The sequence below is a fragment of the Streptomyces sp. CWNU-52B genome (assembly GCF_047444975.1).
In the GTDB taxonomy this organism is placed as follows: Bacteria; Actinomycetota; Actinomycetes; order Streptomycetales; family Streptomycetaceae; genus Streptomyces.
The window spans coordinates 1-12261 of the sequence record NZ_JBLFJV010000016.1; the positions used below are offsets into that span (position 1 = coordinate 1).

Consider the following 12261-nt stretch of genomic DNA (forward strand, 5'->3'; position numbering starts at 1 on the left):
GATGATCGCCGCACTGCGCAACCAGTTCGGCGGCCACGCCGTCGAGTCGGCGAAGTAGCCTCGAAGCGGCTGGAAACAGCCGGTGCACGTCCGGCGGGAACAGCGGAGGGAAACCTCCGAAGCAGTAACCGGGAAGCCGCATCCCGGGAAGGAACAGCAGTCCACAGGTCCGCACCGCGGATCCACAGCCCCGGGGGAGGTCGGCGAACGACCATGCACGTCACGCATCTGTCGCTGGCCGACTTCCGTTCGTACGCCCGGGTCGAGGTCCCTCTCGACCCGGGCGTCACCGCGTTCGTGGGCCCCAACGGACAGGGCAAGACCAACCTCGTCGAGGCGGTCGGCTACCTCGCCACCCTCGGCAGCCACCGGGTCTCGTCCGACGCGCCTCTCGTGCGGATGGGCGCCGACCGGGCGATCATCCGGGCCACCGTCCGCCAGGACGAGCGCCGGCAGCTCGTGGAACTCGAACTGAACCCCGGCAAGGCCAATCGCGCCCGCATCAACAGATCCTCGCAGGTCAGACCCCGTGACGTGCTCGGCATCGTACGGACCGTGCTGTTCGCGCCCGAGGACCTCGCCCTGGTCAAGGGCGACCCCGGAGAGCGCCGGCGCTTCCTCGACGAGCTGATCACCGCGCGCTCGCCGCGGATGGCGGGTGTGCGCTCGGACTACGACCGTGTCCTGAAGCAGCGCAACACCCTCCTGAAGTCGGCCGCGCTCGCCCGCCGCCACGGCGGACGCACCATGGACCTGTCCACCCTCGACGTGTGGGACGAGCACCTCGCGCGCGTCGGCGCCGAGCTGCTCGCCCAACGGCTCGATCTGATCGCCACGATCCAGCCACTGACCGACAAGGCGTACGAGCAGCTGGCGCCCGGCGGCGGCCCGGTGGCCCTGGAGTACAAGCCCTCGTCGGCCGGGATCACCGGACACACACGCGAGGAGCTGTACGAACAGCTGATGGCGGCGCTGGCGGAGAGCCGCAAACAGGAGATCGAGCGAGGCGTCACGCTCGTGGGCCCCCACCGGGACGAGCTACTGCTCAAACTCGGCCGGCTGCCCGCGAAGGGATACGCGTCCCACGGCGAGTCCTGGTCGTACGCGCTGTCGTTGCGGCTGGCCTCGTACGACCTGCTGCGGGCCGAGGGCAACGAGCCGGTGCTGGTCCTGGACGACGTGTTCGCCGAGCTGGACACCCGTCGCCGTGAACGCCTCGCCGAGCTGGTGGCCCCCGGCGAGCAGGTGCTGGTGACGGCCGCGGTCGACGACGACGTACCCGGCGTACTGGCGGGGACGCGGTACGCGGTGTCCGAGGGCGCGGTGGAGCGCGTATGAGCGAAAACACACCGGCCTCCGAGGGCGGGCCGAAGGGCAAGCCTCAGGGCGGTCCGGGAGGCCGGCCGAAGGACACCGTTCCCGAGCCCTCCGGGGTCGACCTCGCGCGCGTGGCGCTGCGCGCGGCGAAGGAACAGGCACGCGCGCGTGGGGACGCGGCGCGGGACAAGAAGCAGGCGCGCCGTGGAGGTCTCCGCTCCGGCGCGCACGCCGACGGACGCGACCCCATGGCCCTCGGTTCCGCGATCAACCGCCTCATCACCGAGCGCGGCTGGGAGACCCCGGCCGCCGTCGGCGGTGTCATGGGCCGCTGGCCGCAGATCGTCGGGGACGACCTGGCCAAGCACTGCGTACCGGAGAAGTACGACGAGGACGAGCGCGTACTGATCGTGCGGTGCGACTCGACGGCCTGGGCCACCAACCTGCGGCTGCTCGCTCCGCAGCTGGTCGCCCGCCTGAACGAGGACCTCGGGCACGGCACGGTGAGGGTGATCAAGGTGCTGGGCCCGGGGGGTCCCGTACAGCGCTACGGCCCCTTGAGGGCCCCCGGCAGCACTGGTCCCGGCGACACCTACGGGTGAGCCCGACCGGATGGTATGCCGTCCGTAGCGGGGGGTTGACACCCGGAAGCGCTGAGTGCCGCTCTGCGCCTCTTTGAGGCCTGGTCCACATATGGGGAGTCGGTGGAGACCGGTTCAGGGCGGCACATGCGGACTCAGGTACCGGCAAACCCCCATCACTGTCGGCGCTACCGGTAGACTGGAAGCTAATCCCGCCCCACTTGTGGGACACACCGAGCAACGCTGACAAAGGCTTACCACCGCAACACGCCGCAGCCGCTCCGGCCAACGCCCGGAGCTTGGCTTGTGCTGTGCCAGAAAGGGCGCTTCGTGGCCGATTCCGGCAACCCCAACGAGAACATCCCGTCCACCGACGCCGGCGCGAAAAGCGGGGCCCATTCCTCGAACGGCGAGGTCACAGCCTCGTACGACGCCAGCGCCATCACCGTCCTCGAGGGTCTGGACGCGGTCCGCAAGCGACCCGGCATGTACATCGGCTCGACGGGCGAGCGTGGACTGCACCACCTCGTGTACGAGGTGGTCGACAACTCCGTCGACGAGGCGCTGGCCGGCCACGCGGACACGATCGACGTCACGATCCTCCCCGACGGCGGCGTCCGCGTCGTGGACAACGGCCGAGGCATCCCGGTGGGCATCGTCCCGTCCGAGGGCAAGCCCGCCGTCGAGGTCGTGCTGACCGTGCTGCACGCGGGCGGCAAGTTCGGCGGCGGCGGCTACGCCGTCTCCGGCGGCCTGCACGGCGTGGGCGTATCCGTCGTGAACGCGCTGTCCACCAAGGTGGCCGTGGAGATCAGGACCGCCGGGTACCGCTGGACGCAGGACTACAAGCTGGGCGTCCCGACGGCTCCGCTGGCTCAGCACGAGGCCACGGACGAGACCGGCACCTCGGTCACCTTCTGGGCCGACGGGGACATCTTCGAGACCACCGACTACTCCTTCGAGACGCTCACGCGGCGCTTCCAGGAGATGGCGTTCCTCAACAAGGGTTTGACGATCAAACTCACCGATGAGCGCGATTCGGCGAAGGCCACGACGGGGGCCGACGAGGCCGGCGCGGACGTGGCCGAAGAGGTCAAGACCGTCACGTACCACTACGAGGGCGGCATCGTCGACTTCGTGACGTACCTCAACTCCCGCAAGGGCGAGGTCATCCACCCGACGGTGATCGACATCGAGGCCGAGGACAAGGAGCGCATGCTCTCCCTCGAGGTCGCGATGCAGTGGAACGGCGGGTACAGCGAGGGTGTGTACTCCTTCGCCAACACCATCCACACCCACGAGGGCGGTACGCACGAGGAGGGCTTCCGGGCGGCGCTCACCGGTCTCATCAACCGGTACGCGCGCGACAAGAAGCTGCTGCGCGAGAAGGACGACAACCTCACGGGCGACGACATCCGCGAGGGTCTGACGGCGATCATCTCGATCAAGCTGGGCGAGCCGCAGTTCGAGGGCCAGACCAAGACCAAGCTGGGCAACACCGAGGCGAAGACCTTCGTCCAGAAGGTCGTCCACGAGCACATCAGCGACTGGCTGGACCGCAACCCGATCGAGGCCGCGGACATCATCCGCAAGTCGATCCAGGCGGCCACCGCGCGCGTGGCGGCCCGCAAGGCCCGCGACCTCACCCGTCGCAAGGGCCTCCTGGAGACGGCGTCGCTGCCGGGCAAGCTGTCCGACTGCCAGTCGAACGACCCCACCAAGTGCGAGATCTTCATCGTCGAGGGTGACTCCGCCGGCGGTTCGGCCAAGTCCGGCCGCAACCCCCAGTACCAGGCGATCCTCCCCATCCGAGGCAAGATCCTCAACGTCGAGAAGTCCCGGATCGACAAGATCCTGCAGAACCAGGAGATCCAGGCGCTGATCTCGGCCTTCGGCACCGGGGTCCACGAGGACTTCGACATCGCGAAGCTCCGCTATCACAAGATCATCCTGATGGCGGACGCCGACGTCGACGGCCAGCACATCAACACCCTGCTGCTGACCTTCCTGTTCCGCTTCATGCGGCCGCTGGTCGAGGCAGGCCACGTGTTCCTGTCCCGCCCGCCGCTCTACAAGATCAAGTGGGGTCGTGACGACTTCGAGTACGCGTACTCGGACCGTGAGCGCGACGCCCTGACCGAGCTCGGCCGGCAGGCCGGCAAGCGCGTCAGGGAGGACTCGATCCAGCGCTTCAAGGGTCTCGGTGAGATGAACGCCGAGGAGCTGCGCATCACGACCATGGACCAGGAGCACCGCGTCCTCGGCCAGGTCACGCTCGACGACGCCGCCCAGGCCGACGACCTCTTCTCGGTCCTGATGGGCGAGGACGTCGAGGCACGCCGCGCGTTCATCCAGCGCAACGCCAAGGACGTCCGCTTCCTCGACATCTGAGTCGGTCTCAGCTGACCGCGTCAGAAAGGATCTTCACCAGCAATGACCGACGAGACCCCTGTTTCCCCCACCGGTCCGGGCATCCCCGCGGAAGAGGGCGAGATCGCCCTGCGTGTCGAGCCCGTCGGGCTCGAGACCGAGATGCAGCGCTCGTACCTCGACTACGCGATGTCCGTCATCGTGTCGCGTGCGCTGCCCGATGTACGGGACGGCCTCAAGCCCGTCCACCGCCGTGTCCTGTACGCCATGTACGACGGCGGCTACCGGCCCGAGAAGGGCTTCTACAAGTGCGCCCGCGTCGTCGGCGACGTCATGGGCAACTACCACCCGCACGGCGACTCCTCGATCTACGACGCGCTGGTCCGCCTCGCGCAGCCGTGGTCGATGCGGATGCCGCTGGTGGACTCGAACGGCAACTTCGGTTCCCCGGGCAACGACCCGGCCGCCGCCATGCGGTACACCGAGTGCAAGATGATGCCGCTGTCCATGGAGATGGTCCGCGACATCGACGAGGACACCGTCGACTTCACGGACAACTACGACGGCCGCTCCCAGGAGCCGACCGTCCTGCCGGCCCGCTTCCCGAACCTGCTGATCAACGGCTCCGCGGGCATCGCGGTCGGCATGGCCACCAACATCCCGCCGCACAACCTGCGCGAGGTCGCGGCCGGCGCCCAGTGGTACCTGGAGAACCCCGACGCCTCGCAGGAAGAGCTCCTGGACGCGCTGATCGAGCGCATCAAGGGCCCCGACTTCCCGAGCGGCGCCCTGGTCGTGGGCCGCAAGGGCATCGAGGAGGCGTACCGCACGGGCCGTGGCTCCATCACGATGCGCGCGGTCGTCGAGGTCGAGGAGATCCAGAACCGCCAGTGCCTGGTGGTCACCGAGCTCCCCTACCAGGTCAACCCCGACAACCTCGCGCAGAAGATCGCCGACCTGGTGAAGGACAGCAAGATCGGCGGCATCGCGGACGTCCGGGACGAGACCTCGTCGCGTACGGGCCAGCGCCTGGTCATCGTCCTGAAGCGGGACGCGGTCGCCAAGGTCGTCCTGAACAACCTGTACAAGCACACCGACCTGCAGACGAACTTCGGCGCCAACATGCTGGCGCTGGTGGACGGCGTGCCGCGCACGCTGTCGCTCGACGCGTTCATCCGCCACTGGGTGACGCACCAGATCGAGGTCATCGTCCGGCGTACGAAGTTCCGGCTGCGCAAGGCCGAGGAGCGCGCGCACATCCTGCGCGGCCTCCTGAAGGCCCTGGACGCCATCGACGAGGTCATCGCGCTGATCCGGCGCAGTGACACCGTGGAGATCGCGCGCGTGGGCCTCATGGGCCTCCTGGAGATCGACGAGATCCAGGCCAACGCCATCCTCGAGATGCAGCTGCGCCGGCTGGCCGCCCTGGAGCGCCAGAAGATCGTCGCCGAGCACGACGAGCTCCAGGCGAAGATCACCGAGTACAACGCGATCCTGGCCTCGCCCGTGCGGCAGCGCGGCATCATCAGCGAGGAACTGGCCGCGATCGTCGAGAAGTTCGGTGACGACCGCCGCTCCAAGCTGGTGCCCTTCGACGGCGACATGTCCATGGAGGACCTGATCGCCGAGGAGGACATCGTCGTCACCATCACGCGCGGTGGCTACATCAAGCGGACCAAGGCGGAGGACTACCGCTCGCAGAAGCGCGGCGGAAAGGGCGTCCGCGGCACGAAGCTCAAGGAAGACGACATCGTCGACCACTTCTTCGTGTCGACGACGCACCACTGGCTGCTGTTCTTCACGAACAAGGGCCGCGTCTACCGCGCGAAGGCGTACGAGCTGCCCGACGCCGGACGCGAAGCGCGTGGTCAGCACGTCGCGAACCTGCTGGCGTTCCAGCCGGACGAGGCGATCGCCGAGATCCTCGCGATCCGCGACTACGAAGCGGTGCCCTATCTGGTTCTCGCCACCAAGGGCGGACTGGTGAAGAAGACGTCCTTGAAGGATTACGATTCACCGCGTGCGGGCGGCGTCATCGCGATCAATCTCCGTGAGACGGAGGACGGTTCCGATGACGAACTGATCGGAGCCGAGCTGGTTTCGGCGGACGACGATCTGCTCCTGATCAGCAAGAAGGCCCAATCGATCAGGTTCACCGCGACGGACGACGCTCTGCGCCCCATGGGCCGTGCCACCTCGGGCGTCAAGGGGATGAGCTTCCGCGAGGGGGACCAACTCCTCTCGATGAATGTTGTTCGACCCGGTACGTTCGTGTTCACTGCCACAGACGGTGGGTACGCGAAGCGGACCGCTGTCGACGAGTACCGCGTCCAGGGCCGCGGTGGTCTGGGTATCAAGGCCGCCAAGATCGTCGAGGACCGCGGTTCGCTCGTCGGCGCGCTGGTGGTCGAGGAGACCGACGAGATCCTCGCCATCACACTGTCGGGCGGTGTGATTCGCACGCGAGTCAACGAGGTCAGGGAGACGGGCCGTGACACCATGGGCGTCCAACTGATCAACCTGGGCAAGCGCGATGCCGTCGTCGGTATCGCACGTAACGCCGAGGCCGGTCGCGAAGCCGAGGAAGTCGACGGGGTGGTCGACGACTCGGACGAGATCGAGACGGTCCCCGGCACGGACGAGGGCGAGCAGTCCTCGGACGAGTAGCGCGAGGAGTGAGGCATCGTGAGCGGAGCCACGGGCGCCGGTTCGACCGATACGGAAACGGACGGCGGCCGCGGCTCCGCCACGGAGGCGACTGACTCCCATGACTCTCATGGATCCCAGGGGGGAACTGTGACGGACACCCGAGGCCCACAGACGCCGCAGTACGCGGCCGGTGCGGCCCCAGGATCGCAGGTGCCCCAGGGCCCCGCCGCCCATCCGGGCACGGCGGTGCCACCGGTGGCGGGCTCACCGCTGCCGGGCGAGCGGCAGGGGCAGCAACAGCCCGCTCAGCCGTACCACCCGCCGCAGGCGTACCCGGCGCACACGGCACCCGCCAGCGCCGGTGCTGTGCGGAGGCCGCGGACCGGGGCGCGCACCACGCCCCGTACCCGCAAGGCGCGACTGCGGGTGGCCAAGGCCGACCCCTGGTCGGTGATGAAGGTCAGCTTCCTGCTGTCCATCGCGCTCGGCATCTGCACGATCGTGGCGGCCGCGGTGCTGTGGATGGTCATGGACGCCATGGGCGTCTTCTCCACCGTGGGCGGCACGATCTCCGAGGCCACGGGCTCGAACGAGTCCAACGGCTTCGATCTGCAGTCGTTCCTGTCGCTGCCGCGCGTGCTGATCTTCACGTCGATCATCGCGGTCATCGACGTCGTCCTCGCCACCGCGCTCGCCACGCTCGGGGCGTTCATCTACAACCTCTCCGCGGGTTTCGTCGGCGGTATCGAGCTGACGCTCGCCGAGGACGAGTAGCGGAGGACGAGTAGCCGAGGACGAGCAAACGTTGTCACCCGGCTTCACCACGAGAGCGCGCCCCCTGCCCACGGGGGTGCGCTCTCGTGCTGTGCGGTGTGCTCGCGCGGGCGTCCGGAGGTGCGCTTTCACCCCCTCGGGGCAGGCCGGATGAGGCCTCGGATACCGATTTTGGGACTGACCCCGTCGTGCGCTAATCTTCAGGGGTCGCCGCGCGGGACATACACCGCGGAGCGCGGCGGGGCTATAGCTCAGTTGGTTAGAGCGCATCCCTGATAAGGATGAGGCCACAGGTTCAAATCCTGTTAGCCCCACATATGAGAAGGCCCCCAACCATCAGGTCGGGGGCCTTTTCGCACCACCGGTCGGGACCGACGGCCATGGCCCGATCCAACCAGGCAGGGCTCGTCCGGAAACCGTTGTGTCTGTCGTATGTCTGCGCGACAGGATGTGCCCATGTTGCGAATCGCGCGGGCGCTGCTGCCTCTCCTCCTGCTGCCGGTGCTTCTCACAGGATGTGACGCGGCCGAGAAGGGCGGGACGGAAGGGGCGGCCGCGGATCTCGACGACGCCGCGCGCGCGTGGGGCGTCGCTCCGGAACTCGTCTATGTCACCGAGGTCTCGGGCTTCACCGTGTTTCAGGAGTCGGTCGGCGAGTACGGGGACGGCGAGTTCGTCGCCGCGTATCGGTCCGAGGAAAGTGCCGCCCGGTTCGGGCTCTTCGTGGACCGCAGGACGCTGACGGCGGAGAACTGCCCCGAGCAGCCGATGGTCGAGGGATCGGACGAGCGGGTCTCCTGTGACCGCGATGGCGACGCCTGGTATCGCAAGACAGGTGACCATCACGAATACGCGGTGCCTGGAGACGACGGCGTGGTGGTTCGGCTGAGTGCCGACGAGGACGGAGTCGACCGCGCCACTCTGCGCAAGGCGGCCGAGGCGCCTCACCGTCCGGACGGTGCCGAACTGGGCGCGCTCCTGCAGACCACGGGCGTGGACAGCTGAGCGGAAGGCTCGAAGGCGGCTGGCGGCCCTTGCGGCGTTGCCGACCGGTGATGGCGAACCGGCCGTGCCGACGGGCGGCCCGACCTGCGTGTTGGCATGATCAACTCACTCGTTCGGGCTAGTGGCTGCGGTGGCCGTGGAGCCCCGGGCGCCGGGCCCGAACCCGGTTCAGAAGGCGCTTTCATGGCTGGCTGAGTTGCGCGGCCCTCTGAGATCGCGCGCCATGGGTGTGAGACCCGTCCAGGGTCATGCAAGGAGGAACTATGCGTCGCACGACTATCGGTGTTCTCCTGACCGCCGCTCTCCTCGCGGGGCCCGCCGCGGTCACCGCGGAAGCACAGACGCCGGTGGTGGCCCAGGCTGCTTCGGTACAGGCCACCCAGAGCCAGGTGCAGGCCGCCGACAACAAGGATGACGACGACAACGGAAATTGGGGACTGTGGGGCCTCGCCGGTCTGCTGGGTCTGCTCGGTCTCATTCCCCGTCGCCAGAAGACTCACGACACGGGCAACATCCGTGGCACGACAACGGGATCCGGCGCCCACACGGACCGCCGTTGAGCAGCGTCTGACACCAACGAGGGCAAGCAGGGAACGGTCCAGGTCGTGTCCCTGTGAAGGATGATCGAGCTGATGAGGCCACAGGGTTCAGACTCTGTCAGTCCCACCAGTCGGAAGAGCCCTGATCGGGAACGGTCGGGGTTCTTCCGCGTGAGCCGTGACTCGTGCAGAAGTTTGAGGAGGATTTTTTACCAGCAGCACAAGTGGTGCGTTCCAAGTCGCCGCGTCATCCCCGAGTCGCTGTGCCGGCCGGCGCCAGGACCGGAGCGGTGGCGGGTGCCGGGAGGCGGGGTGCGGTCGGGGCCGTGGGACGAGAGGACTGGGACGGCTGAGAGGGGAGCGTGACGGCGGCGGGTGCGGCGGGTGCGGTGGATGCGCAGGTCACCGTCGGCGTTCGCGTGGGCAGCTCGGCGGCGAGCTCCGCGGTCGGGCCGCCCTCGGGTGTACCGACGTCGGTGACACCGGTCGTGGTGCGGGTGATGCCGGTGGGGGTGACGGGGGTGACGGGGGTGTTGGGCGAGGCGGGTGTCGACGGGGTGCTGTCGTGCGGGACGGCGGCGGTGACGTCCGGAGTCGACGCGTCCGTCGGCGGGCGGTGCCGGCAGGACGGTGAGGAGCCGTGCGCCTCCGCGTGGATGCGCTGCTTCATCGTGGGTGGCAGGGAGTGCGCGTAGGGCTGCGGCCGGATGGCCTCCTCCAGCGCCTTCACCTCCTGCGGGGCGGTGGTGTTGCGCGCCTTCCGCACCTCCGGTACTGCGGCCGCGGCCGCGGCGACGGCGGTCGTCGTGATCAGTCCGAGCGACGTGAACAGGGTGAGGACGGCGGTGACGATCGCGGTCCACAGGTTCATGACCGAGTTGCGGGTCATGGTGGCCTCTCTTTCGACTCGTTCAGCTGGGTTGATTTGCGTACTTTCCTCATGATGTGTATGTCGGCCGCGAAGTGACGGACCGACGTCCGTGGCGCGGCGTTCTTCTGATGAACACCACTCGAATGGGCGCAATGTTCATGAAATGACCGGAAGAGAGCGGAAAGCTGGATGAAATCGCATCCGGTGAGGATGTGATCACCCTCCGATCGGAGCGGACGGCTCCCGGCCTACTGCGCTCTCCCGGCGGGCAGTTGAGGCCCCGACGCAGGTCACCGATCGGTATCGGCCGGTGTGTATAGTCGGGCGCCAGAAGTCCCCAACGCCAAGGAAAGACGAGGTCGCGCGGTGAAGAAGCTTCTAGTGGTCGCACTGGCCGCCATCGGCGGGCTCCTCGTGTACCGCCAGATTCAGGCGGATCGCGCCGAGCAGGACCTGTGGACGGAGGCGACCGACTCCGTGCCCACGGGTTCGTGAGCATCGACGACAGTCCCAGTACAGACCCCGGCCGCCTCGCGGTCGGGGTTTTGTGTTGCCCGGGGCGCCGATCCTGGTAAGAGCGCCCCCAGCCCCCCGGAACATCACAGGAAGCGCTCGTGTCACCCAAGACAGGGGTGGCGCGGCGGCCCGAGGGGCAGGATGGTCGAGGCTTCACGGGCGGTTCGGGACCGCCTCGCGGCCGGTGACGGTCCGGGTGACGACGAGGGGGCGCGTGATGGGGCGGCGCACGGGACGGTGGCGCGGCCGTACGGTCCTGGCCGGGGCGGCTGTGCTGCTCTCGGCGGTGGTGCCGGCGGGGCAGGCGACGGCGGCGGGCACTCCCCCTCCGTACCGCTACGCCGCCGACGCGGAGCGGGTCGAGGGCTCCCCGACCGCCGCCGACGCCGTACCTCTGACGGCCGGCACCACCTACCGGAGCACCGTCCGCGACAAGGGGAAGCTCTACTTCGGACTGCGGCTCGACGAGACGTCCAGCGCGTATGTGTCGGCCACCGCCGTTCCCGAGCCCGGCACGAAGGTCGTGTACTCGGACGGCATCAAGGTGTCCCTGCTGGACCCCGCCGGGCACACGTGCTTCTCCGGGGACGCCGGCGCGGCCCGCTTCGGCCCCACCGAGAGCCCGCGCCCCCTCACCGCCTGGGCGTCACGAAGGGCCGGCCCCGGCACGTACACCTGCGAGGGCGCGGGCACGTACTCGGTGCTCGTCGAGCGTATGAGCGGGAGCGAGTCCTCGACGGACGACTGGGGGCTGGAGCTGCAGTACGTGTCGGAGCCCGCCCTGGAGAAGAGCGCGCCGACGACCGCTCCACAGGTGTGGGACTCCGCCTCCCCGGAGGCCCTCGACGGCTCGGCCAGGACCCGTCGGGGCGGTACGAGCTTCAACGAGGCGCGCTCCCTGGACCAGGGCGTCTGGAAGGACGGCATCCGGGCCGGACAGACGCTCTACTACCGCGTGCCCGTCGCCTGGGGACAGCAGCTCGACTCCTCCGTCGAACTGGGCCCCGCGAGCGGTGCCGGCTTCCTGGGGAACGCCCTGGTGATGTCGCTCTACAACCCCGTGCGCGCCTTGGTGGACGACGCCGACACCGGCTACGACGGTACGAGGAAGGGGACCGCTCTGGAACCGCGCCCTCCGGTCGCGTACGAGAACCGGTACTCGGTGGACGACCCGGTCGCCGGGATGCGGTTCGCCGGCTGGTACTTCCTCGCCGTGCACCTCGGGGCGGACATGGCAGGCAAGTTCGGCGACGGGCCGTTCGACCTGACCTTGCGGGTGCAGGTGAGGGGTACGGCGGAGGCGGCGCCGGCGTACGGCGGCGCCACGGTGCCGCGCGACGTGTTCGAGGTCGGCGCGGGGGACCGGGACGCCGCGGCGAGCGGCAGCGCGGCGACGGCCGGAGACGGGGACGGGGCCGGAAGCGGCGGTTCGGGCGGGAACACCGCGATGAAGGCGGTGGCCGTGGGCGGGATCGGTACGGGGTGCGTCCTCGTCCTGGGGCTCGCGGTGTGGACCCTGGTCGGCCGACGGCGGCAGGCGGCGGAAGCGGAAGCAGCGGGCGAGGGCGCCGTGCCCGCTCTCCATGGCGCGAGCACGGCCGCACGCACGTACGGGCGGTCGCGGGGCCGGTAGCTCAGC

General features: G+C 68.9%; 10 protein-coding genes and 1 tRNA gene. 10 read left to right on the top strand and 1 reads right to left on the bottom strand.

Annotated features, from left to right (window positions below):
* Positions 1-213 precede the first annotated feature (213 nt).
* From recF to ACLVWQ_RS16165, 8 genes are all read left to right on the top strand, one after another.
* Positions 214-1338, top strand: coding sequence for a DNA replication/repair protein RecF (gene recF / locus ACLVWQ_RS16130; protein ID WP_414109396.1), 1125 nt, complete (start codon positions 214-216; stop codon positions 1336-1338).
* Entirely contained in the window at positions 1335-1919 is a 585-nt protein-coding gene (locus tag ACLVWQ_RS16135; protein ID WP_414109398.1) for a DUF721 domain-containing protein, read from the top strand. Before recF ends, ACLVWQ_RS16135 begins: the two co-directional genes overlap by 4 nt.
* A gap of 309 nt (positions 1920-2228) precedes the next feature.
* Complete coding sequence (gene gyrB / locus ACLVWQ_RS16140; RefSeq protein ID WP_414109399.1) at positions 2229-4289, top strand: DNA topoisomerase (ATP-hydrolyzing) subunit B; 2061 nt, start codon at positions 2229-2231, stop codon at positions 4287-4289.
* A gap of 42 nt (positions 4290-4331) precedes the next feature.
* On the top strand, positions 4332-6935 hold the full coding sequence (gyrA, locus tag ACLVWQ_RS16145; protein ID WP_414109400.1) for a DNA gyrase subunit A: 2604 nt from the start codon (positions 4332-4334) through the stop codon (positions 6933-6935).
* A gap of 18 nt (positions 6936-6953) precedes the next feature.
* Positions 6954-7691 carry a DUF3566 domain-containing protein gene (locus ACLVWQ_RS16150; protein WP_414109401.1) on the top strand — a complete coding sequence of 246 codons (738 nt, stop codon included), beginning with the start codon at positions 6954-6956 and terminating at the stop codon, positions 7689-7691.
* A gap of 240 nt (positions 7692-7931) precedes the next feature.
* Positions 7932-8005: transfer RNA gene (locus ACLVWQ_RS16155), tRNA-Ile, on the top strand.
* 142 nt (positions 8006-8147) lie between these two features.
* Positions 8148-8696: a hypothetical protein gene (locus ACLVWQ_RS16160; RefSeq protein WP_414109402.1), complete on the top strand. Its 549-nt coding sequence runs from the start codon at positions 8148-8150 to the stop codon at positions 8694-8696.
* A 263-nt stretch (positions 8697-8959) separates the two neighbouring features.
* Positions 8960-9256: a WGxxGxxG family protein gene (locus ACLVWQ_RS16165; RefSeq protein ID WP_414109403.1), complete on the top strand. Its 297-nt coding sequence runs from the start codon at positions 8960-8962 to the stop codon at positions 9254-9256.
* Positions 9257-9482: 226 nt separating this feature from the next.
* Here the strand turns inward: ACLVWQ_RS16165 and ACLVWQ_RS16170 are convergent, their stop codons facing one another.
* Positions 9483-10124, bottom strand: coding sequence for a DUF6344 domain-containing protein (locus ACLVWQ_RS16170; protein WP_414109404.1), 642 nt, complete (start codon positions 10122-10124; stop codon positions 9483-9485).
* 348 nt (positions 10125-10472) lie between these two features.
* Between ACLVWQ_RS16170 and ACLVWQ_RS16175 the strand changes: the two genes are divergently transcribed.
* The gene (locus ACLVWQ_RS16175) at positions 10473-10601 is read left to right on the top strand and encodes a DLW-39 family protein (protein ID WP_213089207.1); all 129 of its coding nucleotides are present in this window, start codon (positions 10473-10475) and stop codon (positions 10599-10601) included.
* A 238-nt stretch (positions 10602-10839) separates the two neighbouring features.
* A complete protein-coding gene (locus ACLVWQ_RS16180) occupies positions 10840-12255 on the top strand; it encodes a hypothetical protein (RefSeq protein WP_414109405.1) in 1416 nt (471 codons plus the stop codon).
* The last annotated feature ends 6 nt before the right edge of the window (positions 12256-12261 follow it).

Coding starts and splice junctions, on each gene's coding strand:
- ACLVWQ_RS16135 (WP_414109398.1), top strand. CDS start 1,335: ATGAGCGAAAACACACCGGCCTCCGAGGGCGGGCCGAAGGGCAAGCCT.
- ACLVWQ_RS16165 (WP_414109403.1), top strand. CDS start 8,960: ATGCGTCGCACGACTATCGGTGTTCTCCTGACCGCCGCTCTCCTCGCG.
- ACLVWQ_RS16180 (WP_414109405.1), top strand. CDS start 10,840: ATGGGGCGGCGCACGGGACGGTGGCGCGGCCGTACGGTCCTGGCCGGG.
- ACLVWQ_RS16170 (WP_414109404.1), bottom strand. CDS start 10,124: ATGACCCGCAACTCGGTCATGAACCTGTGGACCGCGATCGTCACCGCC.
- gyrA (WP_414109400.1), top strand. CDS start 4,332: ATGACCGACGAGACCCCTGTTTCCCCCACCGGTCCGGGCATCCCCGCG.
- recF (WP_414109396.1), top strand. CDS start 214: ATGCACGTCACGCATCTGTCGCTGGCCGACTTCCGTTCGTACGCCCGG.
- ACLVWQ_RS16160 (WP_414109402.1), top strand. CDS start 8,148: ATGTTGCGAATCGCGCGGGCGCTGCTGCCTCTCCTCCTGCTGCCGGTG.